At 74.0% G+C, this 23,150-nt stretch carries 23 protein-coding genes and 1 pseudogene; 13 read left to right on the top strand and 11 right to left on the bottom strand.

All coding sequences use genetic code 11. The features are described 5' to 3' along the window. The first annotated feature begins 22 nt into the window (after positions 1–22). Together ABT232_RS29975 and ABT232_RS29970 are read left to right on the top strand one after the other, a co-directional pair. Positions 23–1,645, top strand: coding sequence for a sensor histidine kinase (locus ABT232_RS29975; RefSeq protein WP_351845542.1), 1,623 nt, complete (start codon positions 23–25; stop codon positions 1,643–1,645). Further along, positions 1,642–2,091 (top strand): response regulator, encoded by a 450-nt coding sequence (locus tag ABT232_RS29970; protein ID WP_351845540.1) that lies wholly within the window; start codon positions 1,642–1,644, stop codon positions 2,089–2,091. Before ABT232_RS29975 ends, ABT232_RS29970 begins: the two co-directional genes overlap by 4 nt. 119 nt (positions 2,092–2,210) lie before the next feature. On the opposite strand, the gene ABT232_RS29965 is transcribed toward ABT232_RS29970, so the two are convergent. Then, positions 2,211–2,465, bottom strand: coding sequence for an EF-hand domain-containing protein (locus tag ABT232_RS29965; RefSeq protein ID WP_351845538.1), 255 nt, complete (start codon positions 2,463–2,465; stop codon positions 2,211–2,213). A 137-nt stretch (positions 2,466–2,602) separates the two neighbouring features. Between ABT232_RS29965 and ABT232_RS29960 the strand changes: the two genes are divergently transcribed. The 3 genes from ABT232_RS29960 (at position 2,603) to ABT232_RS29950 (ending at position 5,095) form a co-directional block, all read left to right on the top strand. After that, entirely contained in the window at positions 2,603–2,914 is a 312-nt protein-coding gene (locus tag ABT232_RS29960; RefSeq protein WP_351845536.1) for a hypothetical protein, read from the top strand. A 38-nt stretch (positions 2,915–2,952) separates the two neighbouring features. Next, positions 2,953–3,414, top strand: coding sequence for a flavin reductase family protein (locus ABT232_RS29955; RefSeq protein ID WP_450872058.1), 462 nt, complete (start codon positions 2,953–2,955; stop codon positions 3,412–3,414). A 175-nt stretch (positions 3,415–3,589) separates the two neighbouring features. After that, positions 3,590–5,095, top strand: a complete 1,506-nt coding sequence (locus tag ABT232_RS29950; RefSeq protein WP_351845534.1) for a subtype B tannase — start codon at positions 3,590–3,592, stop codon at positions 5,093–5,095. Positions 5,096–5,174: 79 nt separating this feature from the next. Here the strand turns inward: ABT232_RS29950 and ABT232_RS29945 are convergent, their stop codons facing one another. Next, positions 5,175–5,417 carry a twin-arginine translocase TatA/TatE family subunit gene (locus ABT232_RS29945; RefSeq protein ID WP_351845532.1) on the bottom strand — a complete coding sequence of 81 codons (243 nt, stop codon included), beginning with the start codon at positions 5,415–5,417 and terminating at the stop codon, positions 5,175–5,177. A 12-nt stretch (positions 5,418–5,429) separates the two neighbouring features. Then, positions 5,430–6,005 (bottom strand): TerD family protein, encoded by a 576-nt coding sequence (locus ABT232_RS29940; RefSeq protein WP_351845530.1) that lies wholly within the window; start codon positions 6,003–6,005, stop codon positions 5,430–5,432. 173 nt (positions 6,006–6,178) lie between these two features. On the opposite strand from ABT232_RS29940, the gene ABT232_RS29935 reads away from it, so the two are divergent. Continuing rightward, positions 6,179–6,568 carry a BlaI/MecI/CopY family transcriptional regulator gene (locus tag ABT232_RS29935; RefSeq protein ID WP_351845528.1) on the top strand — a complete coding sequence of 130 codons (390 nt, stop codon included), beginning with the start codon at positions 6,179–6,181 and terminating at the stop codon, positions 6,566–6,568. Between the two features lie 186 nt (positions 6,569–6,754). Here the strand turns inward: ABT232_RS29935 and ABT232_RS29930 are convergent, their stop codons facing one another. The 7 genes and pseudogenes from ABT232_RS29930 to ABT232_RS29900 all read right to left on the bottom strand — a co-directional run bounded on the left by ABT232_RS29930 (position 6,755) and on the right by ABT232_RS29900 (position 14,403). Then, positions 6,755–7,108: a DUF4190 domain-containing protein gene (locus tag ABT232_RS29930; protein ID WP_351845527.1), complete on the bottom strand. Its 354-nt coding sequence runs from the start codon at positions 7,106–7,108 to the stop codon at positions 6,755–6,757. A 17-nt stretch (positions 7,109–7,125) separates the two neighbouring features. Then, positions 7,126–7,953 (bottom strand): annotated as a pseudogene (locus tag ABT232_RS29925) (sporulation protein); the annotation flags it as partial. 118 nt (positions 7,954–8,071) lie between these two features. Next, positions 8,072–9,208 (bottom strand): PP2C family protein-serine/threonine phosphatase, encoded by a 1,137-nt coding sequence (locus ABT232_RS29920; protein ID WP_351845525.1) that lies wholly within the window; start codon positions 9,206–9,208, stop codon positions 8,072–8,074. An 80-nt stretch (positions 9,209–9,288) separates the two neighbouring features. Then, positions 9,289–10,086: a VOC family protein gene (locus tag ABT232_RS29915; protein ID WP_351845523.1), complete on the bottom strand. Its 798-nt coding sequence runs from the start codon at positions 10,084–10,086 to the stop codon at positions 9,289–9,291. A 45-nt stretch (positions 10,087–10,131) separates the two neighbouring features. Continuing rightward, positions 10,132–11,154 (bottom strand): AraC-like ligand-binding domain-containing protein, encoded by a 1,023-nt coding sequence (locus ABT232_RS29910; RefSeq protein ID WP_351845521.1) that lies wholly within the window; start codon positions 11,152–11,154, stop codon positions 10,132–10,134. A 113-nt stretch (positions 11,155–11,267) separates the two neighbouring features. Further along, positions 11,268–13,844, bottom strand: coding sequence for an ATP-binding protein (locus ABT232_RS29905; RefSeq protein WP_351845519.1), 2,577 nt, complete (start codon positions 13,842–13,844; stop codon positions 11,268–11,270). Between the two features lie 82 nt (positions 13,845–13,926). Continuing rightward, positions 13,927–14,403 (bottom strand): carboxymuconolactone decarboxylase family protein, encoded by a 477-nt coding sequence (locus ABT232_RS29900; protein ID WP_351845517.1) that lies wholly within the window; start codon positions 14,401–14,403, stop codon positions 13,927–13,929. Positions 14,404–14,469: 66 nt separating this feature from the next. On the opposite strand from ABT232_RS29900, the gene ABT232_RS29895 reads away from it, so the two are divergent. Further along, entirely contained in the window at positions 14,470–15,462 is a 993-nt protein-coding gene (locus tag ABT232_RS29895) for a pirin family protein (RefSeq protein ID WP_351845515.1), read from the top strand. 176 nt (positions 15,463–15,638) lie between these two features. Here ABT232_RS29895 and ABT232_RS29890 read toward each other — a convergent pair whose 3' ends face one another. Continuing rightward, positions 15,639–16,484, bottom strand: a complete 846-nt coding sequence (locus ABT232_RS29890) for a helix-turn-helix domain-containing protein (protein WP_351845513.1) — start codon at positions 16,482–16,484, stop codon at positions 15,639–15,641. Between the two features lie 168 nt (positions 16,485–16,652). Here ABT232_RS29890 and ABT232_RS29885 point away from each other — a divergent pair, with 168 nt between their 5' ends. The 6 genes from ABT232_RS29885 to ABT232_RS29860 all read left to right on the top strand — a co-directional run bounded on the left by ABT232_RS29885 (position 16,653) and on the right by ABT232_RS29860 (position 23,137). Next, positions 16,653–17,408, top strand: a complete 756-nt coding sequence (locus ABT232_RS29885) for an alpha/beta fold hydrolase (RefSeq protein ID WP_351845511.1) — start codon at positions 16,653–16,655, stop codon at positions 17,406–17,408. A gap of 226 nt (positions 17,409–17,634) precedes the next feature. Next, positions 17,635–18,606 carry an alpha/beta hydrolase gene (locus tag ABT232_RS29880; RefSeq protein ID WP_351845509.1) on the top strand — a complete coding sequence of 324 codons (972 nt, stop codon included), beginning with the start codon at positions 17,635–17,637 and terminating at the stop codon, positions 18,604–18,606. Positions 18,607–18,623: 17 nt separating this feature from the next. Continuing rightward, positions 18,624–19,340: an alpha/beta fold hydrolase gene (locus tag ABT232_RS29875; RefSeq protein WP_351845617.1), complete on the top strand. Its 717-nt coding sequence runs from the start codon at positions 18,624–18,626 to the stop codon at positions 19,338–19,340. Positions 19,341–19,613: 273 nt separating this feature from the next. Beyond that, a complete protein-coding gene (locus ABT232_RS29870) occupies positions 19,614–21,626 on the top strand; it encodes an ATP-binding protein (RefSeq protein WP_351845507.1) in 2,013 nt (670 codons plus the stop codon). A gap of 588 nt (positions 21,627–22,214) precedes the next feature. Beyond that, a complete protein-coding gene (locus tag ABT232_RS29865) occupies positions 22,215–22,682 on the top strand; it encodes a hypothetical protein (RefSeq protein ID WP_351845505.1) in 468 nt (155 codons plus the stop codon). Between the two features lie 149 nt (positions 22,683–22,831). Further along, positions 22,832–23,137 carry a hypothetical protein gene (locus ABT232_RS29860; protein ID WP_351845503.1) on the top strand — a complete coding sequence of 102 codons (306 nt, stop codon included), beginning with the start codon at positions 22,832–22,834 and terminating at the stop codon, positions 23,135–23,137. The last annotated feature ends 13 nt before the right edge of the window (positions 23,138–23,150 follow it).

Here is a 23,150-nt window from a genome sequence, read left to right as displayed (position 1 = left end):
GGCGAGGCAGACGGTGGCGGGCATGACCGGGAGCACGTGGAACGGGCGCCGGCTGACGGTGCAGGGCTGGTTCTATCTGGTGCTGGCGCTGATGGCCTTGCTGGTGGTGGTCGGCGCCGTGATCGGCGCCGGCCTGCTGCAACGCACGGCCGACGTCACCGACGGGCTGCTCCAGCGGGTCCAGCCCGCGCAGACCGAGGCGTACCGGCTCCAGGGCGCCCTGGTCGACCAGGAGAGCGGCAGCCGCGGCTACGCGATCACCGCCGACCCGCAGTTCCTCGACCCCTACACCCAGGGCAAGAAGGACGAGGAACGGGCCGCCGCCCGGCTGCGCGAACTCATCGGCGACCAGCCCCGGCTCCTGGCCGACCTGCGTGCCGTCGAACGGCAGGCGGAGGCCTGGCGGCGCAGCTACGCCGAACCGCTCACGGCCTCCGTCACCCCCGGCCGGCCCAAGCCGATCGACCAGCGGGCGGCCGAGCGGGGCAAGACGGAGTTCGACCTGCTGCGCGGCCGGTTCGACGCGCAGAACGCCTCCCTGGCCGAGGCACTGAAGGACGGCCGGTCCCGCCTCGCCCACGAGCGCTCCGTGCGCAACTCGGTGCTGGCCGGCATGGTGGCGGCGTTCCTGCTGACCGGCGTGGCGCTCGCCGTCCTGGTCCGGCTGCTCGTCACCCGGCCCCTGGAGGCGCTGCGCAGGGAGTCGCGGCGGGTGGCGCGCGGCGACTTCTCGTACGTCATCACCAGCGGCGGCCCCGTCGACCTGATCGCGGTGGCCAAGGACGTCGAGGGGATGCGCAGGCGGATCGTGGCCGAGCTCGACGCCTCCCGCGACCAGCAGCGGGTGCTCACCCAGCAGGCCGCCGACCTCAACGCCCAGGCCGTCGAGCTGCGCCGCTCCAACGCCGAACTGGAGCAGTTCGCCTACGTCGCCTCGCACGATCTCCAGGAGCCGCTGCGCAAGGTGGCCTCCTTCTGCCAGCTGCTGGAGAAGCGCTACAGCGACAGCCTGGACGACCGCGGCAGGCAGTACATCGACTTCGCCGTCGACGGTGCCAAGCGGATGCAGGTGCTCATCAACGACCTGCTGACCTTCTCCCGCGTCGGACGCCTCAACGACGCCCGGGTGCCCGTCGGCCTGGACCGGGCGCTGGACAAGGCGCTGGCCAACCTCGGGGCCGCCGTCGAGGAGTCCGGCGCCCAGGTGGAGCGCCCGGAGCGGATGCCCGAGGTCGTGGGGGACCCGACCCTGCTGGCCATGCTCTGGCAGAACCTGGTGGGCAACGCCCTGAAGTTCCGCCGGCCCGGCGTCACCCCGCGGGTGTCCATCGAGTGCGGCACCGACCCGGACGAGCAGGACAGCCTGCGGGTGAGCGTCACGGACAACGGCATCGGCATCCCCGAGCAGTTCGCGGAGAAGGTCTTCGTCATCTTCCAGCGGCTGCACAGCCGGGACGCCTACGGTGGCACCGGGATCGGACTGGCCTTGTGCCGGAAGATCGTGGAACATCACGGTGGCAGGATCTGGATCGACACCGCCTACACGGACGGCACCCGGTTCCACTTCACCCTGCCGTCCCTGTCCGCCACCGCGGAGGGGACCGGCATCCCCGCCGCGGACACCGAGGAAAAGGCTCTTACATGACCACCCCAGCCGCCACCCCGATCGACGTGCTCCTCGTCGAGGACGACCCCGGCGACGAGCTGATGACCCGGGAGGCGTTCGAGGACAACAAGATCGGCAACACGCTCCATGTGGTCAGGGACGGCGAAGAGGCCCTGGACTTCCTCTACCGGCGCGGCGACCACACCGGCGCGCCGCGGCCCGACCTCATCCTGCTCGACCTGAACCTCCCCAAGTACGACGGCCGGCAGGTCCTGGAGCGGATCAAGTCGGATCCGGAGCTGTCCCTCATCCCGGTGGTGGTGCTCACCACCTCTGCGGCCGAGGAGGACATCCTGCGCAGCTACAAGCTGCACGCCAACGCGTACGTCACGAAGCCGGTCGACCTCGACCAGTTCATCGCCGCGGTGCGCCAGATCGACGACTTCTTCGTCCAGGTCGTCCGCCTGCCCGGCCAGACCGGGTGACACGCCGGGCCCGCTGACACGCGGGGCCGAGACCAGGGGCCGACACGCGGGGCCGGGGCACGCGCCCGGCTGCGCGTGCGGGACCCGTCCGTCCGCTCAGGTCCGTGCGTCCCCGTCCGTCAGCTCCAGCCGAACCGGCGGTCCACGACCGCCGCGAACTCCTCCAGGGTCAGCACCGAGTCCCCGTTCTGGTCCGCGGCGTCGAACAGCGCGGAGTTGGCGTCGACGTCCTGCACGCCCCAGAACGGCAGCACGCCCGTCGCGGCCAGGGACGGTCCCTTGGACCGCAGGGCGACGATCACCTCGTCGCGGGTCAGGGTCCCGTCATGGTCGAGGTCCAGCGCCTCGAACAGCCTTCGGGCCTGGTCACTCATGGGTCGTCCTCGTCTCGTCGTCGGCGGGCCGGCCGGCCCGCCCCGTCCACGAGGAAGGACGCCTCCCGTACCCCCCGGGTTCCCCGCGCCGGTGCCGTCATCCGCTTCGCCCGGCCGGATCGGGTAACCCGGTTCCCATGAGCGGAGACGAACAGCGACAGGCCGCCGCCGGGACGGACCGGCAGGTCGCCGACCGGCTGGTGCCCGTCTGGCTGGCGGAGCTGGCGGACCACGACGCCGACGCGGCCCGCCGCACGCGCGAGAGCTGGCGCGACGGCAAGTTGCCCGAGGAGGCCGCGCGGGACCTGGCGACCTGGGTGACGGCCCGGGTCACGGACACCGGCTTCAACGAGGACGAGGGCCCGGACGTCAATGGCCCGGCCCGCATCACCCCGGCCGACAAGGAGAGCCTGCACAGGTGGCTGGCCGCGCAGGGCCACACGTGGTGACGGCGGAGGACGAGGACGTGACGGACGCCGACACCTTTATGGAACGGCTCGATCCGGAGATGTGCGTGGTCACCGCCGCGGTGGGGGAGGAGCGGTCGGGCTGCCTGGTCGGGTTCTCGGCCCAGTGCTCCATGCGGCCGGTGCGCTACGTGGTGTGGCTGTCCAAGGTCAACCACACCTATGAGGTGGCCCGCGCGGCCGACGTCCTCGCCGTGCATCTGCTGACCCGCGACCAGCACGCGCTGGCCGCGCTGTTCGGCGGGGAGACGGGTGACGAGACCGACAAGTTCCGGCAGGTGGGCTGGCGGACGGCGCACGGCGGCGCGGCCGTCCTTCAGGACGCGGCGGCCTGGTTCGTCGGGACCGTGACCGGCCGGTTCGACGCCGGCGATCACGTCGGTTTCGTCCTCGAACCGGTGGAGTGCGGTGCGAGGGCCGACGGCCCGCTGCTGCGGCTGCGCGACGCCCTCGACATCTCTCCCGGCCACCCGGTGGACTGACCGGCTCAGCGCCCCGCCTCCGTGCCCTGCCTCCGCGCTGGGCATCCGCGCCGGGCATCCGTGACCAAAGAATAGTTGACCAAATTGTTGACGATCGCTTCGGCTGTGCATACGTTCGCTTCCGCCGGAAGCGGTCTCCGTCTTCCGGTTTTCCCTGCCCGGAGGAGAGAACGCGATGAAGCGCAGGCACTTGGTCAAGGCGCTGGCCACGACGGCGGCCGTCCCGGCGGTCCTCGGGACGGCGGGCGGCGCGCGGGCCGCCGACGCCGCGGGAGCCCCGGCCGGCTCCGCACGCACGTCCGGCGCCACGCGGGCCGCGGACCCGCTGGCCTTCGACCCGGCGGCCCACACCGTCCTCACCACGACCGTCGCCACCGACGACGGCCCCAGGACCGTCACCTACCGCTTCCACAAAGCGCTCACCTACGTCGCCCGCCCCGTCGACGCCGCCCACCAGTCCCTGAACATCAGCGTCCCGGTCGAGATCGACGGGAAGCCGGTCGACGCGTCCCGCGCGCCGATCCTGCTCGCCAACCAGGTCGGCGGCTACATGCCGTCCTCCACGGCGAACGCCACCGGCGTCGGCCGAGGCACGAACCCGCAACTCGCCCTCGCCTCGGGCTACGTCGTGGTGGAACCCGGGGCGCGCGGCCGGACCCTCGTCGACGCCGACGGCGTCCACTACGGCGTCGCCCCCGCCGCGATCGTCGACCTGAAGGCGGCGGTGCGCTACCTCCGGCACAACGAGGGCCGTGTCCCGGGCGACACCGGCCGCATCGTCGCCACCGGCGTCAGCGCCGGCGGCGCCCTCACCGCGCTGCTCGGCGCCTCCGGCGACAGCCACCGCTACGACGCCCACCTGGCGGAGCTGGGCGCGGCCGACGCCGGTGACGCCGTCTTCGCCGCCGCCCCGTACTGCCCGATCATCGACCTGGAGCACGCCGACATGGCGTACGAGTGGTGCTGGGGCGCCAACCCGCTCGCCTCCGGCGCCCAGGTCGACCAGGAGCTCTCCAAGGAGCTGCGGGCCGGATTCGCCGAGTACCAGGCGTCGTTGAAGCTCCGGGGCGGGCAGGGCTTCGGCCGTGTCACCGCCCGCAACTACGACGCCTACCTCGTCCGCACCTTCCTGGAGCCGTCCGCGACGCGTCATCTGGCCGGCCTGCCGGACGCGGACCGGGCCGCCTACCTGGCCGCCAATCCGTGGCTCAGCTGGTCCGGCGGCAAGGCGTCCTTCGGCTGGAGCGACTTCCTCGCCCATGTCGGCGCCCGCAAGAAGAACGTCCCGTCCTTCGACTCGTTCACCCTGGCCTCGCCGGAGAACAACCTGTTCGGGGTCGGCACCATCAAGGCCCGCCACTTCACGGAGTGGAGCCTGCGCAAGGCCACCGGCGACAGCGGCGCCCGGCTCGACGCCGACCTCCCCGAGAAGATCGAGCTGATGAACCCGATGCACTTCCTCGGGCGCCGCAATCCCCACCGGGCCCGGCACTGGTTCATCCGCGTCGGCACCAAGGACAGCGACACCTCGCTGACCGTCGTCGGCAACCTCCACCTCAGCCTGGAGAACCTGGGCGACGACGTGGACACCGCGATGTACTGGGACGGCGGCCACGGCGTCAACCAGGACGCTCCCGCGTTCATGCGGTGGATCGGCGAGGTCACCGGCTACCGGCGGTGAGCGCGGCAGGGGCCGGCGGCCGCGGACGCGGCGGCCGGCCCCCGCCGTTCGGGCCCGAGGACTGTCAGGGCCGCTCCGGTCAGGGGCCGTCCGTGGCGGCGGAAGTGCCGGAGGGAGCGCCTGGGCGAGTGCCGGGAGCGACCGTCTCGCCCTTGATCACCCGGGGTGCCGCCCCGGTCTCCGGCTCCCTCGCCGCCCGCGCCTCGGCCTTGAGGATGCGAGCGGATCTGCCCGCCGAGCGCGTCAGTTCGGGGAGCTTCCGGGCGCCGATGACGGCGATGGCGACGACGAGGACGACCGCGAGTTCGCTCAGTCCGAACATGACGTCCCGGCCTCAGACGTTGACGCCGAAGTCGGCGGCGATACCGGCGAGTCCGGAGGCGTAGCCCTGGCCGACCGCGCGGAACTTCCACTCCGAGCCGTTGCGGTAGAGCTCGCCGAAGACCATGGCGGTCTCGGTGGAGGCGTCCTCGGACAGGTCGTAGCGGGCGATCTCGGCGCCGCCGGCCTGGTTGACGACGCGGATGAACGCGTTGCGGACCTGGCCGAAGCTCTGGCCCCGGGCGGCGGCGTCGTGGATGGAGACCGGGAACACGATCCGGTCGATATCGGCCGGCACACTCGCGAGGTTCACCTTGACGACCTCGTCGTCGCCCTCGCCCTCACCGGTGAGGTTGTCGCCGGTGTGCTCCACCGAACCGTCCGGGCTGGTCAGGTTGTTGTAGAAGACGAAGTGCCCGTCGGAGGGGACCTTGCCGTCGGCGCCGAGGAGCAGCGCCGAGGCGTCGAGGTCGTAGTCGGTGCCGGTGGTCGTGCGGACGTCCCAGCCGAGGCCGACCAGGACGGCGGTGAGGCCCGGCGCCTCCTTGCTGAGCGAGACGTTGCCGCCCTTGGACAGGGAAACTCCCATTGCTCTCCCCCTACGTGAGATGTGTGTCGGTGTCCGGGACAGGAATCTACGGCACTGTAGAAGCGATGGCCCGGGGATCGCGGCGAGCCGCTGCCGCGCACGGCGCCGCCTCTACGATGACGCGGAGGAACGCCCGTACGCGCCGCACGCGGCAACGGGAAGGGAGACAGGGTGTGACGGATCACCGGCAGCGTCCCCGGCGACGCGGGCAGGGGGAGCTGGAGGCACAGGTCCTGTCGACGCTGCGGGAGGCGGACGGGCCGGTTCCGGCCGGCTGGGTGCAGGAGCGCCTGGGCGGCGACCTCGCCTACACCACGGTGATCACCATCCTGACCCGGCTGCTGGACAAGGGCGCGGTCACCCGGGAGCGGGCGGGCCGCTCCTTCGCCTGGACACCCGCCTCGGACCAGGCGGGTCTGGCCGCCCGCAAGATGCGCAAGGTGCTGGACGCCGAGCGCGACCGGCGCGCGGTCCTGGCCAGCTTCGTCGGCGGCCTGGACCCGGCCGACGAGCGGCTGCTGCGCGAACTGCTGGCGGACGGCCGCGGCGAGCGGGAGATCTGAGGCCGCGGCGCCGGGGCCCAGGTGGTCGGCGCGCCGGCGGGTCGGCGAGCCTCGGGGCGGTCGGCCCAGTGGCGCGTCGGTGCGGCGCGACGGGCATCGCCCGCGCCGCGCCGGTGATGCCGACGCCGCACGCCGCGGTGACCACGATCCCGGTACCGCACGCCACGACGCTCCGTACGTCGGCGCTCAGGTGCGGTCCGCGATGACCGCGAGGCCGGTGACCAGGCCCAGGAACGCCGCCGTCGCCAGCAGGCAGGTGAGCAGGACCAGCCAGCCCGTCACGATGCCCAGGAGCGCCAGACCGCGCTCCGGCTTGTCCCGGCGGCGGCCCCGGAACCGGCCCACATGCCCGATGGGCACGGCGGCCAGCCCGCACAGCGCTGCCAGGCCGAGGAAGATCGGGGGATTGAGCCAGGCGAGCGGGGTGCCGAAGTTGAGCAGGAATCCGACGCCGGCCAGCGCGCAGGACACGCTGACCCGGGCCGCCCGGTTGCGGACCGCGCCGCCCGCCACGGTCGACCCGCCCGCCGCGCCGCTCAACCCCTCGCTCCTTCCGGCGCGCCGCTGTATCCGTACGCGGCCTGGGAGCCGTACGACGCGCGGTGCTCGATCAGTTCGCGGACCCAGTCGTCGACGACCGTGTTCCAGTCCTGGTGCGAGACCCCGTCGTGCGGGACGGTGAAGCGGGTCAGCGCGTCATGGCCGGGGGAGAGGGCGCCGCCGCGCTTGTCCGCCTCCAGGACCACCTCCAACCCGCCGGGGCTCGCGAGGAAGGTCACCTCGATGTCGTTCACCTGTCCCGCCCACCGTGGCGACGGGGCGATCTCGATCTCCTGGCGGAACGGCAGCCGCTGGCCGGTGCCGCCGATGCGGCCGTGCTCCAGGCCGGCGGACCGGAAGCCGAAGCCGAGCCGGCCGAACGCCTCGAGGACCGCCTCCTGGGCGGGCAGCGGGAGGACGGTCAGCGGCAGGACGGTCAGCGGGTCCAGGTCGCCCTGATGATCGGCGCCGGCCACCGCCGGCCCGGTGCGCACCCCGAGGACGGCACCCGGTCGCCGCCCGTACAGTTCGGTGACCGGGGTCTCCCACGGCAGGGTCACCGCGAACGGCACCTCCTGCCGCTCGCCCTCGCCGAGCCGCAGCCCGCCGCCCACGGTGAACCGCTCGAAGACGACCACGTCCTCGCTCCCGCCGCCCTCCTGCTCGGCCTCGACCCGGGCCACCAGTTCCACGGCGATGTGCTCGATCTCGATGGGTGCGGCGCCGCCGTGGAGCCGGACCCGGCCGGTGAGGGTGCCGCCGGGCCGGACCGTGCCCGGGTCGAGCACCGTGTCGACCGTGGGGCCGCCCACGCCGGGCGGTCCGGGCAGTCGTGTGAACGCCATGGTGGGGTCCGCTCCTTCACGCACATACCTATGCTTCTACAAGCACGTAGAAGAGTAGAAGGATAGCGGTGTGGATCACCCCCGCCGGGTGCGGGCGGAGACGGCCGGCGGCGGCCGCCTACTCGTTCTCCCAGCGTTCGATCGCCACCAACGCGGCGTCGTCGCCCAGGTGCCCGTCCAGCGTGTGGCCGAGAAGGTCCTCGCGCAGCTCGCGGAGCAGGGCCTGCGGGCCGCCGTGGGGGAGCGCGGCCAGGCGCTCGGGCAGCGGGTAGAAGACCCCGGCGCCGTCACGGGCCTCGATCACACCGTCGGTGTACAGCAGCAGGGTGTCGCCGGGCCCGAAGGCGAAGGTCTGCGTGGTGAACGGGATGTCGCCGTACGCGGTCAGGCCCAGCGGCGGGGCGGGGTCGCGCACCTCCAGCGCGGTGACCCGGCCCCCGCTCAGCAGCAGGGGCGGCGGATGGCCGCAGTTGATCAGGCGCAGCACCGCGCCGTCGTCGGGGACGTCGAGCACGGCGGCCGTGATGAAGGCCTCGCTCGGGTCTCCCGGCGGGAACCCGGGGCCGGAGGCGGCGGCGGCCGGGTCGTCCAGGTCGGACGAGACGGTCCCCTCCAGATAGGCGACGAGCGTGGCGAGGTCGGCCTGCTGGTGCGCGGCGGCACGGAAGGCGCCGAGCACCAGCGCCGCGTCCCCGATCGCCTCCAGGCCCTTGCCCCGGACGTCCCCGACGATGAACCGGGTGCCGCGCGTGGTGCGCACCGCGGCGAACAGGTCCCCGCCGATCTGCGCCTCCGCCTCGGCGGCCAGGTAGACCGAGGCGACGCGCAGCGGGCCGATCCGGCGGGGCAGTGGCCGCAGCACCACCTGCTGGGCGGCATCGGCCACCGTGCGCAGCTGCGTCAGCTCCTTCTCGTGCCGCTCCCGCCGGTGGGCGAAGAAGGTGACGATCGCCGAGATCAGGATCAGCGCGGTGATCTGGACACTGTGGTTGAGGTCGGTGACGGTGGTGCGCACGGCCGCGACCACGATCTGTGCCAGGACGGCCAGGGCGCCGACGCACGCGGTGGTCCGAGGGCCCGCGAAGGACGCGGTGACGGCCGGGGCGGCGGCCAGGAAGGGGCCGAGGTGCACATCCGGCGGGGCGAGCGAGTCGACCACCGTGACGAGCACGATGAGCCCGAGCGGTACCGCCAGCAGGGTGCGTTGCGGCTCCCATGCCCCGCGGTGACCGCCGCGCCGTGGTCGAGGGCTCATGGAACCTGCATACACCCGTGGGCCGCCGGGCACCTCCGCAGCCGGAGCCCGGTCCGGCCCGGCGGCCGGCTCGCCGGCGCTCAGCTTTCCGAGGGGGTGAGGACGACGAAGTCCGCGTTCGACGGGTCGAGGCAGACGGCCAGCCGCCCGACGCCCTCCACGTCCTCAGGCCCCATCTGCACGCTGCCGCCGTTGTCGGTGACCTTGGCGACCGCGGCGTCGCAGTCGTCCACGTTGAAGACCGGGTGCCAGTAGGGCCGCCCGTTCGCCAGCTCCAGGTTCTCCGGGGGCAGCTGCATGACACCGCCGTGCATCCGGTCCTCGGACTGCCCGGCGGGCGTGATGAGGGAGTAGGTGCCGGCGCCGCCCGGCAGCTCCATGTCGCTGAACTGCCAGCCGAGGATCCGGCCGTAGAACTCCTTCGCGCCGGCGGCGTCGCTCGTCATCAGCTCGGTCCAGGACAGCGAACCCGGCGCGTCCACCAGGTCCACGCCCTTGGTGGTGCCCGGCTGCCACACGGCGAACTGGCCGCCCAGCGGGTCGCTGTACTGCGCCATGCGGCCCCACTCCTCCAGGTCCATCGGCGGCACCCGCACCGTGCCGCCCGCCTCGCTGACCGCCTCGGTGGTGGCGTCGGCGTCGGGGACGCTGAAGTAGAGCATCCACGCCGAGCGGGCGCCCTCCTCGGTGAGCTTGCCGAGGCCGGCCACGATCTTGCCGTCCTTGCGGAACATGCCGCCTTCCATCTCCTCGCTCTCGCCCATGGACTCGTAGTCCCAGCCGAGCACCGCGCTGTAGAAGGCCGCCGTCCCCCGGATGTCGGGGGTGCCGAGGTCGAGCCAACAGGGGGAGCCGGGGGCGAAGTCGGTCGTGATCATGGCGAGGTGTTCCTTCCGTCGACCCTGTACGAACCCAGCGTGACATCAGGCTCGGACAATCGCCCGCCGACCGGGCTGCGGCAGGGTGATCCGGTCACTGTGCGTGTCCGGTGCGGCGGTGGTGCGCAGGACGCGCCACTCGCGCGGGGACAGGCCGTACGCGCCGCGGAACACCCGGCTGAAGTGGGCCGGGTTGACGAAACCCCACCGCTGGGCCACGGCCGACACGGTCGGCGCCGGAGAGCCCTGGCGGGCCAGTTCGCGGGCGCACTCCTCCAGACGCCGCCGCTGGATCAGCCGGCCGACGGTGACGCCCTCCTCCTCGAAGAGCCGGTGCAGATACCGCACGGAGATGTGGTGCGCCTTCGCGACGGCCTCCGGCGACAGCGCCGCGTCCCCGAGGTTGCGGTCGATGTGGGTGCGGATGCGCCGCACCAGCTCGCCGCGCGCGCTGTCCGGTGCCGTAGACGCCCGCCGGGTCCGCTCGGCGACCAGCGTGCCGAACAGGTCGATCACCGAGGCGGCCAGCCGGTCCGCGACGGCGGGCGGATACGGGGGCGGAGCGTCGGCGAGCTTCGCCAGGAAGGGCTTCAGGACCGCGGCGAAGCCCTCCGTGGTGCCGATCGCCGTGCCGGTGAGCCGCCCGGCCTCCGCCTCGGGCACGGTCAGCGCGTGGCGGGGCAGCAGGACGAGCCGGGTGGCGAAGGGCACCGGGTGGTCGAGGGAGTACGGCCGGGAGGTGTCGTAGACCATGAGGTCGCCCTCGCCCACGTCGGCCCGCCGGCCGTCCTGGACGAGGGTCGCGGTCCCCGCCGTCTGGACGCCGACGGCCAGGTACGGGCGGGGCGAGCGCGCGATGTGCTCCGGTGTGCGCACGGCGCGCTGGGCGTCGCCCTCGACGCGGGACACGCGCAGGTGCCCCAGCCGGCCGGTGACGATCCGGCCCGAGAACGGGCCGCCGCCGTGCGGGGTGACGTCCATCGGGGCCAGCGCCCGGCCCAGGTCCTCGCTCCAGCGGGCGAGTCCGCCCCGGTCGGGCACCGCCTCGGTCGTCGGCGTCAGGCTCACCTGGCTCTCCTCTCCACCCCGTCTGCGAGAAGCCAAGCAACGGGCCGCCCGGACCTCCAGGCACAAAGGAGGCAGAAACACGGACGCGAGGGTCGCCGTGCCGCGCCGTGCGCTCAGGGAACAGGGGTGTGCGCTGGGGGAGTGGCCGCGCGGGACCGGGACGCCCTACGGTCCTTCCAAGGGCGTCGTTCGGTGCCGAAGCCGTCGGTGTCGAGTGCGGCGAGCCGGTCCCGGGCGTCGGCGACGCGCTGCGGGTCGGCGCCGGTGCCGAGCCCGACACAGGCGGCGAAGGCGTCCTGGGCCTCCTGGGTGCGTCCCGCCGACAGCAGCGCGTCGCCCAGATCGAGCAGCAGACGGCTCTCCACGGCCGTGTTGCCGCCGGCGCGGGAGAGATCGACGCCTGTCCTGAGGTGGGCCACCGCCTCCTCCCACCGTTCCTCGTGGGCGAGGCAGTGAGCGATGGACGAGTACAGCATGAGCCGGGTGAAGTCGGCGATGTGCGGGAGCATGCGGGCGCTCTCCCGCTCCAGGAAGGCGAGCGAGTCCCGCAGGGAGGCGAGCGCCTCCTCGCTGCGGCCCAGTGACAGCAGACTCAGGCTGTGGTTCGACTTGGCCTGGATGCTGCCGTGGATGTCGCCGGTGGACTCGAACAGCTCGGCGGAGCGGGCGCTGTGCTCCAGCGCCGACGGGATGTCACCGGCCACCCGCAGCGCCCAGGAGCGGTAGAAGTGTGCCCACGCCTGCTGTACGACGTCCTCGGCGCGCCGCGCGGCGGTGAGAGCCTCGGCGGAGCGCTCGAGACTGTCCCGGGGGCGGCCCTCGCACAGCAGCAGCGCCCAGGCGTGGTAGTTGAGGTGGGTCGCCTCCAGAGCCGGGTCGCCCAGTGCCTGGGCGCAGCGGGCGGCGGTGCCGAAGACCTCCGGCCAGTGCCCCCAGAAGATCCACTGATCGGAGAACCAGTGCAGGGACTCCGCCACCTCCACCACGGTGGCGTGTGCGCCGGCCGCCGCGGCCTCGCGCAGCGCGGCCAGCCAGTTGGCGCCCTCCGCCATCAGCCAGCGGCGCGCGCCGTCCGCCGAGGACAGGTCGACCGTGTCCTGCCGGCCGGGGTGCGGCGCTCCGTGGCCGGGCTCGAACCAGCGGCCCGCGACGACCGTGGTCCGCAGCAGCCAGTCGGACAGTTCCGCGCGGACCCGCGCCACGTCCCCGGCGTCCTCCTCGGCCGCCAGCCGGGCGCGGGCGTACAGCCGCAGCAGGTCGTGGAGCCGGTAGCGGTCCTGGTCCGTGCCGAGCAGCCCGGCCTCGACCAGCTCCTCCAGGGTGTCCTCGGCGTCGAACAGCTCCTGGCCGGTGAGCCGGGCGGCGCAGGCGGCCCCGGCGTCCGGGCCCGGGACCAGTGCCAGCCGCCGGAACATGCGGGCCGCCGCCGGGGTGAGCTGACGGTAGGACAGGTCGAAGGCGGCGGCCACCCGCACGTCCCCGGCGGTCAGGACGTCCAGTCGCCGCTCCTCGACGGCGAGGCGGTCCGCCAGCCGGCGCACGGTCCAACCGGTGCGGGTCGCCAGCCAGTTGCCCGCCACCCGCAGGGCCAGCGGCAGATGACCGCAGCGCCGGGCGACATCGGTGAGCGCGGCGGGGTCGGCCGCGGCGCGCTCGGCCCCGACCAGGCCGGTCAGGAACGCGGCGGCCTCCCGCGCGCTCAGTTCCCCGAGCGGCAGCCGGTGCACGCTCTCCAGGCCGGTGAGCATCCGGCGGCTGGTGACCAGCACCATCGCGCCGCCCGTGCCGGGCAGCAGCGGGCGGACCTGGGCCTCGTCACGGGCGTTGTCCAGGACCAGCAGGCACCGCCGCTCGGCCAGCAGCCGTCGGTACAGGCCGGGGTGGCCCTGCGGTCCGGCCTTCATCAGGTCGCGGTCGGCGACCTGGAGGGCTCTGAGGACGCCGAGCATCAGCTCGGCCGGGTCCGGCGGACTGTCGTCCATGCCGCGCAGATCCACCAGCAGCTGTCCGTCGGGGAACCGGTCGGCGAGCTGCCGGGCGGCGTGCAGCGCGAGGGTGGTCTTGCCGGTCCCCGGAGGCCCGGACACGGCCACGACCACGGGCGGTACGGCGGCGCCACCCGCCTCGGCGGCGGCGCCCGACCGAGCGGCGGCGCCCGACCGGGCGGTGAGTTCCGACGCGCCCGGGACCTCCGGCTCCACCTCGACCTCCGACGCGCTGGTGCCGTGGGAGGCGTCGGAGTCGTCGAAGGTGGCGGAGGTGGCGGAGGCGTCCGGCACGGCCGCGTGCCCCGGACGCCCTTGGGCCGCCTGAACCTGAGCCGCCTGAGCCGTCTGAGCCGCCTGAGCCGTCTGGGCCGCGAGGTCGGCGAGGCGCAGCAACTCCCGTTCCCGGCCGATGAAGTCGTCGACGCCGCGGGGGAAGGACCGCACGCCGACGGGGCTGTAACCCAGGGCGCGTCCGTCCCGTGCGGACGCCAGCAGCCGCTCGCGTGCCGCCTCGTCGAGGCCGAGCCCGTCCGCGAGTGCGGCCACCGTCCGCCGCTGCGGAGCGGCCCGCCGGCCCCGCTCCAGGTCCCCGATGCCGCGCACGCTCACGCCCGAGGCCTCGGCCAGGCCTTCGATGGTGAGGGACGCCGCCAGCCGCAGCTCCCGCAGCAGCGCCCCGAACGCCGCCTGCCCGCCGCTCATCCCGCTCCCTCCCCGTCGCCCGGCCGCCGCCCGCCCCCGAGCATGATCACGAAAATACCGGGGGACACCGTGCTCCGCGAACTCATCGCACCGGGTGCTTGCTCATGATCGAGACCCGGTTGAACGCGTTGATGGTGATCGCGACCCAGGTCACCGCGGAGATCTGGTCGTCGGTGAGGATCTCGCGGGCGGCGGCGTACGCGGACTCCTGCGCGGCGGCGTCGGAGGGCACGGTGGTCGCCTCCGCCAGCGCGAGCGCGGCGCGCTCCAGGGGCGTGAACAGCTCGGTGTCCCGCCAGGCCGGCAGCACGCCGAGCCGCTGGGTGGTCTCCCCGGCGCGCAGCGCGGCCCGGGTGTGCAGATCGAGGCAGAAGGCGCAGCCGTTGAGCTGGGAGACCCGGAGATTGATCAGTTCCACGACCGTACGGTCGAGGCCCGCCTCGGCGGCGGTCGCGCGGACCGCTTCCGAGGTCTGGACGAGCGCGTGGTAGGGCTTGGGGCTCTGCTTGTCCAAGAAGATCCGCCGGGCCGACGGACCGGCCGTGGGGCTGCTGCTCACCGTGAGGCTCCCTGAAGAGGTATTGTTGAAAATGAAACTATCATGTGCGGCAGGAGGCGGTCCCCGATGAGCAATGCCGAGAAAGTGCCTGTCGAGACGCGGTGCGGACCCACGCAGGACGACACGGTGTCCACCACCGGGCGGCCGCGCGTGGACGTGCTCACCCCGCGCGACGTACCCCTCGGCGGACCGCGCGCGATGACCGTACGGCGCACCCTGCCACAGCGCGCCCGGACCCTGATCGGCGCCTGGTGCTTCGCCGACCACTACGGCCCCGACGACGTCGGCAGCACCGGCGGCATGGACGTCGCCCCGCACCCGCACACCGGACTCCAGACCGTGAGCTGGCTGTTCAGCGGCGAGATCGAACACCGCGACAGCCTCGGCAGCCGCGCCTTCGTACGGCCCGGCGAGCTGAACCTGATGACGGGCGGCCACGGCATCAGCCACACCGAGGTCTCCACCGCGCGCACCACGATCCTGCACGGCGTCCAGCTGTGGGTCGCGCTGCCCGGCGAACACCGGCACGCGGACCGCGACTTCCAGCATCACGTGCCCGAACCGGTGGCGGCGCCAGGCGCCTCGATCAGCGTCTTCCTGGGCTCGCTCGCCGGTGTCACCTCACCGGTGCGGACCTTCACCCCGCTCCTCGGCGCCGAGATCACCCTCGGCCCGCGCGCGGTGCTCACCCTCGCCGTCGACCCCGGCTTCGAGCACGGCGTCCTCGTCGACCGAGGCGACGTCCGCGTCGCCGACACCGTGCTGAACCCGGCGGAACTGGGTTACGTCCATCCCGGCGACGACGCCCTGACCCTCGTCAACGAGTCGGACGACACCGCCCGGATCGTCCTGCTCGGCGGGCCTCCGTTCGAGGAGGAGATCGTCATGTGGTGGAACTTCATCGGCCGCAGCCACGACGACATCGTCCAGGCGCGCGAGGACTGGGAGAACGCCTCCGACCGCTTCGGCGCCGTCGAGGGGTACCCGGGCGACCGCCTGCCCGCGCCCGCCCTCCCGAACGCCGTGATCACACCGCGCCGGAACCCGGCGCGCGGCTGACCGCAACCCCGCGGACCGCGGGCCACCCGCGCCGGAGGCCCGTGGACCAGTGGTCAGCCAGGGGCCGCCGCCCTGGTGGGCAGGATCGGCCGGGACGGGGACGCTTCGGCGCTCGCTCGCACGCACCCGGCCGAAGGCGTCGAGAGGCGCCCACTGTGTGGGTGGCGGGCCGCTGATCAGCTCCGGCCGGGAGGCGCGACCGGTGACCGTGCTGCGGAGGCGAGCAGCGCCAATCGGTCAGCGCTGTCCGTACCGGGAACCGGGTGGTAGACCACGAGCGTCTGGCCGACCGCGCCGTCGACGCTCAGCCGCTCCCGGTTCAGCCACAGGCCGCCTACCTGAGGATGGTCGATGTGCTTGGGCGTGCCTTCGCACGCCACCACGTCGTGACGGGCCCAGATCCGGCTGAAAAGGGGGCTGGCGAGGGAGAGTTCACCGACCAGCTCGACGCACCTGGGGTCGTCCGTGTCGGTGCCGACGGACCGGCGGAAGCCTGCGACCATGCCCGCGGCGGCCTTCTCCCAGCCCGGGTACAGGGCCTGCTCGGCGGGGTCGAGGAAGAGGCTGCGCAGCCGGTTGGCGCCCGCCGTGAAGCGCGGCGACAGAGCTGTGGCCGGCGTGTTGGCGGTGAGGACGTCGAAGTAGCGGCCCTCGACGAGTGCGGGCAGCGCGAGCGTGGCGACGAGCTGCGCGACGCCCCGCGGAACGGTCTCCTTCACGGGCCGCCGCCGGCGCCGCCGGGGACGGTGCGCGCCGAGTCCGAGCAGGTGCTCCGTCGCATCGTCGTCCAGGAGCAGCACACGGGCGAGGGACTCCAGGACCTGCGCGGAAGGATTACGGTCGCGGCCCTGCTCCAGGCGCAGGTAGTAGTCGACGCTGATGCCGGCGAGCAGGGCGACCTCCTCCCTGCGCAGCCCCGGTACCCGCCGCACCCCCTGGACCGGGACACCGGCCCGCTCGGGAGTGACGAGCTCACGGCGGGCGCGCACGTAGTCGCCCAGGAGGTTCGATTCGCCGGTCATGACCTCACGCTAGTGCCCACGGCCGCGCGTCCGGGTGGTCCTGTCACCCCCAGGATCGCGAAGGCCCTGGCTCGCCCGGCACCGCCACGCCAACGTTGCCGTCGGCCGACCGAGCCGCCCCCTTCCTCCCGCGCTCCGACGCGGGCCGGCACAGCAAGGAGCACCACCATGTCGACGTTCCTACTGGTCCACGGCGCCTGGCACAGCGGCAGGTGCTGGGAGCGGGTGGTTCCGCTGCTGACGGCGGCGGGCCACCAGGTGAGGGCACCGTCGCTCACCGGCTACGGTGAGAAGGCCCATCTGGCCGGCCCCGACGTGGGACTCGACACGCACGTCGACGACATCGTCGCGCTGATCACCGAGGAGGACCTCACCGAGGTGATCCTCGTCGGGCACAGCTACGCCGGGTTGGTGGTCTCGTCCGTGGCCAATGACGTCCCGGACCGGATCGCGCGGCTGGTCTACCTCGACGCGATGGTCCCCGAACACGGCGAGACGGCCGTCGACGTCATGCCCGTGACCCAGCACCTGATCGACCTCGCCCTGCGGTCGGAGAGCGGCTGGAGGCTGCCGCCGCCGCCCGAGATGCCGCCGCCCGTCGGCCTGTTCGGGGTGACCGACCCGGACGATGTCGCCTGGCTGCGCACGATGCTGTCGGACCAGCCGGTGCGCTGCCTCCGGCAACCGGTGCGGCTGAACGAGCCGGCCGCGAGGAGGATCCCGCGCACGCACATCCACTGCACCGTCCAGCCCGAGGGACTCGTCCGGCGCCCCGTCCCCGCGACCCAGCCCAACGGCGCCCCGGCGCAGGTGTGGGAGCTGGCGACCGGCCACGACTGCATGATCACCACGCCGGCCGAACTCGCCGGTCTGCTGCTCCGGCTCGGCCGACCCCGGCCGCCGATGGCGTCGCACAGCTGCTGATGCCACCGGTCCGGTGCCGGACGCGGCGCTCCGCCGGTGCCGTCGGGGCCGATGTGGAGACGTGCTGCCGTCCGCCGAAGCGCCCCTGAAGGCGTGCTTCCCGCCGAGCGACCACGTGCGCTCCAGGAACAGTGCCGCTGCACTCGCGGGCGGTTCCCCTGCCGGCGCCGGTTCTAGCGTGGCGGGGCACGACATCGAACACCCCGAGATCTCGCAGGAGACGCACATGTCCGACGCCATAGAACCGGTACAGCCGGTCCTGGAACCCGCGGCCGCCGCGTTCGCGCAGGCCACCGCCAATCCGCCGTACCTGTTCGAACTCCCTCCGGCGGAGGGACGCAAGGCCGTCGACGAGGTGCAGTCCGGCGAGATCGCCAAGCCCGCCGTCGACGAGGAGTGGATCACCGTCCCCGGCGGCCCCACGGGCAGCGTCCGCGCCCGCGTCGTCAAGCCCGCGGGCGCCGAGGGCACCCTGCCGGTGATCCTTTACATCCACGGCGCCGGCTGGGTGTTCGGCAACGCCCACACGCACGACCGCCTCGTCCGCGAACTGGCCGTCGGCGCCGAAGCCGCCGTGGTCTTTCCCGAGTACGCGCTGTCGCCCGAGGCGCGCTACCCCGTCGCCATCGAGCAGAACTACGCGGTCGCCCAGTGGGTGGTGCGGCAGGGCGCGGAGAAGGGCCTGGACGGCTCCCGGCTGGCCGTCGCCGGTGACTCCGTCGGCGGCAACATGACCGCCGCGCTGACCCTCATGGCCAAGCAGCGCGGTGACGTCCCGCTGGTGCAGCAGGTGCTGTTCTACCCGGTCACCGACGCGGCCTTCGACACCGGCTCCTACCGGCAGTTCGCCACCGGCTACTTCCTGCGCCGCGACGGCATGCAGTGGTTCTGGGACCAGTACACGACCGACGAGGCCGAGCGCGCCCAGATCACCGCGTCGCCGCTGCGCGCGAGCACCGAACAGCTCACCGGCCTGCCCCCGGCCCTGGTCATCACCGCCGAGGCCGACGTGCTGCGGGACGAGGGCGAGGCGTACGCCAACAAGCTCCGCGAGGCCGGCGTCCCGGTCACCGCCGTCCGCGTCCAGGGCATCATCCACGACTTCGTGATGCTCGACGCCCTGCGCGGGACGTACGCCGCCGAGGCCGCGATCACGCTCGCCACCGGCACCCTGCGCGCCGCCCTGCACACCGCCTGACCCACGAGGGACACAGCATCATGAACACTCCCACCGTCGTCCTCGTCCACGGCGCCTTCGCCGACGCCGGCAGCTGGTCCGGCGTCATCGCCGAACTCCAGAGCCACGGCGTCCCCGTCGTCGCCCCGCCCAACCCGTTGCGCGGCCTCGCCGCCGACGCCGACTACATCGCCTCCGTGGCGGCCCGGATCGACGGTCCCGTCGTCCTGGTCGGCCACTCCTACGGCGGTGCGCTGATCACCGTGGCCGGCGCCGCCGAGAACGTCGTCGGGCTCGTCTACGTGGCGGCGTACGTCCTGGAGGAGGGCGAGAGCCTGGGCGAGCTCCAGGGCCGCTTCCCCGCCTCCCCGCTCGGCAGCAGCCTGGAGCAGTGGACGTACCCGGGGCCGGACGGTGCTCCCGCCGTCGAGGTCACCATCGCCGAGGACGCCTTCCCCGAGGTGTTCGCCGCCGATGTGCCGCGGGACGTCACCCGGGTCCTGGCGGTCGCCCAGCGTCCGCTGGCCGCCGCCGCGTTCGAGGAGACCGCGACCGCCGCGGCCTGGCGGACCACGCCGGCCTGGGCGCTGGTGGCCGGCGCCGACCGGGCGATCAACCCGGAGGTGCAGCGGTTCGCCGCGAAGCGCGCCGGCGCGACCGTCGTCGAGATCGAGGGCGCGTCCCACGCGGTCGCCGTCTCCCGGCCGAAGGACGTCGCCGACCTGATCCGCGAGGCGGTCCGCGCGACCGGCTGACCGGAAGGCCCGGTGCCGCGCGGACATCCTCCCCTGACGTCCGCGCGGCACCGCCGTGCCGTGCCGGGGCCTTGACGCGTGGGCGTTCGAGGCTTCGTCGCCTGAGGTGATCCCCGGCGCGTCGGCGCCACCCCGGAGGCGAGGTGGCGTTGGGGTTGCCATGACGCCGTTGCAGTGACGGTTCTGCACCGGCAGGTGCCGGCTCCGGACGGCGGCGTCGGCGGACGGTCACGTGGCGAACGGCACGGGGAGTCGAGGCAAGTGTGGACAAGTGTGCGCAGTACCGGGTCCCCCTCCGCGTCGGAGGACCCGGAACCGGAGAACCGGGAACCGGGGAGCTGGGAAGCGGGAAGCTGGGAATCGGACGCGCTGGTCGGCCGGGAGCGGGAGGCGGACCTCCTGCGCGGCTACCTGGCCGGGCACCGGCTGGTGACGGTCACCGGCACGGCCGGCGTCGGCAAGAGCCGCCTGGCCGCCGAGGCCGCGGCGGCGCGACACGGCGTGCCGTGGCGGCGCGCGGTCAGGGTGCGCTGGCAGGGCAGCGGACAGGGCGCGCCCGGAGCGCTCGGCGCGGCGCTCGGCCGGGCGGTGGCCGGCCCGGGCCGGCCGGCCGCGGACACCGACGCGATCACCCTGATGCGCGGGCTGCGCTCCGCCCCCGTACTGCTGTTCCTGGACGACGCGGACCCCGTGCACGCCGAGTGCGTGGGCCTCGTCCAGCGGCTGCTGATGGCCGTCCCGGATCTGCGGGTGCTGGTGACCGCCCGCCGCGTCCTCGGGCTCGGCGACGAACAGGTGCTGCGGCTCGCCCCGCTGAGCTGGGAGGCGGCCGACGGCGAACCGGCCCCGGCGGTACGGCTGTTCGTCGAACGCGCCCGCGCGGCGGGAGAGTTCCGCGCCGGGGACGACCAGCTGCGGGCGGCGGCGGAGGTCTGCCGGCTGGTGGAAGGAGTGCCGCTGGCGATCGAACTGGCCGCCGCCCAGACCTCCCGGCACCCCGTCGGTGAACTCGCCGGACTCCTGGAACGCCACCAGGGCTGGCTGAGCAGCCCGCACCCGAGCCTGCGCAGGCACCGCTCACTGCGCGAGGCGATCGCCGCCGGCTATGTGCTCTGCGACCGGGACGTACGGATCGTCTGGGGCCGGGCCAGTGTCTTCACCGGCTCCTTCGCCGAGTCCACCGCGGTGTTCCTGTGCGGCGGCGCGGGCGTGGCACCGGACCGGGTCGCCGCCTGCCTGGTCCAGCTCACCGCGGCCGGTGTCCTGGAACCGGTGGGCACCCCCGGCGGGGCGCTCCAGCCCCGCTACCGGATGCGCCGGGCCGCGCGCGAGTTCGGCGCCGAACGGCTGCGCGCGGCGGGCGAGTCGGCGGTCGCGGCCGAACGGCACCTCGTGCACTGCCGACGGACGGCCGCCGTCGCCGAGAACCTGTGGAACCAGGGCAGCCAGCGCCAGGCAGTCCAGCTCGTCCGCGACGAACACGCCGAGATCCACCCCATGGTGCGGTACGCCCTCGCCCACCCCGAACACGCCGAGGACGCCCTGGAGACCGTCGTCGCCCTGTGGTTCTGGTGGGCGGTGCACGACCGGGCCGAAGAGGGCCGACAGCACCTCACCCGGCTGCTGCCCCGCTGCGACGCCGACAGCCCCGCCGTGGTGCGCGGGCTGTGGCTGGCGGCCTGGCTCAGCGCGGCCGCCGACCCCCGGGCGGCGCGCACCCTGCTGGCGCGCGCCTGGCCCGCCGCCGTGCTGGCCGGCGACGACGCCACCCTCGGCCGGATCGCCCATGTGCACGGCCTGCTGGCCCGCGACGCCCCGGCCGCCGCCGCGCACTTCCGGGAGGCCGCCGACACCATCCCGCCGCACGCCCCGGGCGGCCCGTCCCCGGCCGTCAGCCGTGCCGCCGCGGCCGTCGCCCAGGCCGGCTTCGCCCCCGACGCCGCCCGGCGCGACGCCCGGCGCGCCCTGACCGAACCGGGCGTCCGCGACGACACCTGGGCCTGTCTCCTGGCCCGCTACGCCCGCGCCTACGTCGACCACCGCACCGGCCGGAACGCCCGTGCCTGGAACCGGGCCCACCGCGCCCTGGGCGGCCCGCACACCGAACCGGCGGCGCCCGAGATCCGCGCCGCGCTGCGGCAGTTGATGGCGGAGGTGGAGACCGGGGGAGCGGTGTCCGGGGGAGCGGTGTCGGAGCGCGGGCCGTCGTCGGTGCGGACGAGGGCGGCGGTGGGGGCTTCGGCGGGTGCCGCCGGGGTGGTGCGCGGGGTGGGGCCCGGGTGGTAGGCGGGCGGGTCGCGCGGCTGGGGTGAGCGCGGGGGCGGGCTGCGGTGGGGCGGGCGGCGGTGGGCGGGTGGTGTGTGCCGGTCGCGGACGGTCGTCTCGGCCGCCGCCGCATGCGCGGGTCGCGTGCGCGGGTTCTCGCGCGGTGCTGTGGTGCTGCGGGCCTTCGGTGCTGCGGTGGTCGAGGTGCGGGGAGCGAGGGTGTGGCGTCCCCGCGGTCGGCGTCTCCCGGTACTGATCGACGCCGATCGTTGCCGACTGGTGCTGACCGGCGCCGATCGGTGCTGATCGGTGCCGTTGGGTGCCGTTGGGTGCCGTTCGGGGCGGTGGTGGCGGCGCCGTGGGTGGCGGCTCACGCCGGACCCGTGCCGACCTGGGCCGTTGTGGCACCCCGGGGCTCAACGGCCGCGTGTCGCACGGTGGTCGGCGGAAACGCCACGGCACGCCACCCTTCTCGGCGGATAGAAATATCCACCACCATGCATATGCCGGGTTGGCGCGCGGACGGCGCGGGGCATGGCTGGGGCCGTGACTCCGTTCCGCCGCGCGCGGACCCGTTCACACAGGCCGAGAACGACGCGGGGACGGAACATGCCGAGCACAACCTGGAAGCAAGGGGTCGAGTGGCTCGCCGCCGCCGCCACCGACCCCCGCGCCTGCAAGCGGGAGTGGGACGACGGGGCGGGAACCGTGCTGCTGGAGGCGGGCCGCTTCTGGGACGTGCTCAGCGTTCCGCAGCATCTCGGCCTGCTGGCACTGGACTTACTGTGGCGTGACCCGCTGGACGTCCCCGGTCCCACGCTGGTGGACTGCGCGGCCCGCCGCGTCGGCTTCTTCCTGCCGCCCGATCCGGAGAGCGAGTGGGTCGGCGACGGCGTCCGCCACGCGGGCCGGGGCTGCTGGGTGGCCGTGCCCCCGCCCTGCCGGGCCGTCGCGGGCCTGGAGTGGATCGTGCCGCCCGACGGGACGGGCGCCCTGCACACCCCGGCCGTCCTGGAGCTCGCCCTGCGCGAGGCGAACGGCACCCTCGCCGTCCTCACGCCCGTCCACAAGAGATAGCCGCCGGGCCGGGCCGCCTCCGGGGTCCGATAGGCGGGTAGCCCGACTTATTGCGGCATCCGGGGGACCGTCGCGCCGCACCGCAACCGCGACGGACGGCTTGGCGACTTCAACGGACAGACAGACCACCCCGAACGAGGGAGCTCGCCGTGCACCCCTACAGCGACACGATCGCCCCGGCCATGGACGCCTGGCCCGTCTGCGACCCGTACGGCTCCACCACCCCCGACGAAGGCACCGGCGGCGACTATCTGCTGCCGCCGCCGAACCCGGCGACCCGGCTGGACATCCCCCTCAGCCCCGCCGACCGCCGCCGCCTCGACCTGCACGCCGCCCTCACCATCCGCGGCATCGCCCCGCTCCCCGGCGACCAGCACGCCGTGGACGCGATCAGCTCCCTCGGCGAGACGGTGACCACCGCTGTCCTGCGCTGGGTCACCAGCCCCGCCGAGTGACGCACGGCGCCGG

The organism is Streptomyces sp. NPDC001532, from assembly GCF_040298625.1.
In the GTDB taxonomy this organism is placed as follows: Bacteria; Actinomycetota; Actinomycetes; order Streptomycetales; family Streptomycetaceae; genus Streptomyces.
Note: the sequence above shows the minus strand (reverse complement) of the source record. Positions and strands in the feature narration are given on the sequence as shown.

Bases quoted from the DNA above. Each gene is read 5' to 3' on its own strand.
- ABT232_RS29975 (WP_351845542.1), top strand. From the start codon at position 23: ATGACCGGGAGCACGTGGAACGGGCGCCGGCTGACGGTGCAGGGCTGG.
- ABT232_RS29915 (WP_351845523.1), bottom strand. From the start codon at position 10,086: ATGATCACGACCGACTTCGCCCCCGGCTCCCCCTGTTGGCTCGACCTC.
- ABT232_RS29970 (WP_351845540.1), top strand. From the start codon at position 1,642: ATGACCACCCCAGCCGCCACCCCGATCGACGTGCTCCTCGTCGAGGAC.
- ABT232_RS29865 (WP_351845505.1), top strand. From the start codon at position 22,215: ATGCCGAGCACAACCTGGAAGCAAGGGGTCGAGTGGCTCGCCGCCGCC.
- ABT232_RS29960 (WP_351845536.1), top strand. From the start codon at position 2,603: ATGAGCGGAGACGAACAGCGACAGGCCGCCGCCGGGACGGACCGGCAG.
- ABT232_RS29940 (WP_351845530.1), bottom strand. From the start codon at position 6,005: ATGGGAGTTTCCCTGTCCAAGGGCGGCAACGTCTCGCTCAGCAAGGAG.
- ABT232_RS29945 (WP_351845532.1), bottom strand. From the start codon at position 5,417: ATGTTCGGACTGAGCGAACTCGCGGTCGTCCTCGTCGTCGCCATCGCC.
- ABT232_RS29905 (WP_351845519.1), bottom strand. From the start codon at position 13,844: ATGAGCGGCGGGCAGGCGGCGTTCGGGGCGCTGCTGCGGGAGCTGCGG.
- ABT232_RS29895 (WP_351845515.1), top strand. From the start codon at position 14,470: ATGAGCAATGCCGAGAAAGTGCCTGTCGAGACGCGGTGCGGACCCACG.
- ABT232_RS29920 (WP_351845525.1), bottom strand. From the start codon at position 9,208: ATGAGCCCTCGACCACGGCGCGGCGGTCACCGCGGGGCATGGGAGCCG.
- ABT232_RS29885 (WP_351845511.1), top strand. From the start codon at position 16,653: ATGTCGACGTTCCTACTGGTCCACGGCGCCTGGCACAGCGGCAGGTGC.
- ABT232_RS29880 (WP_351845509.1), top strand. From the start codon at position 17,635: ATGTCCGACGCCATAGAACCGGTACAGCCGGTCCTGGAACCCGCGGCC.
- ABT232_RS29955 (WP_450872058.1), top strand. From the start codon at position 2,953: ATGGAACGGCTCGATCCGGAGATGTGCGTGGTCACCGCCGCGGTGGGG.
- ABT232_RS29965 (WP_351845538.1), bottom strand. From the start codon at position 2,465: ATGAGTGACCAGGCCCGAAGGCTGTTCGAGGCGCTGGACCTCGACCAT.
- ABT232_RS29950 (WP_351845534.1), top strand. From the start codon at position 3,590: ATGAAGCGCAGGCACTTGGTCAAGGCGCTGGCCACGACGGCGGCCGTC.
- ABT232_RS29890 (WP_351845513.1), bottom strand. From the start codon at position 16,484: ATGACCGGCGAATCGAACCTCCTGGGCGACTACGTGCGCGCCCGCCGT.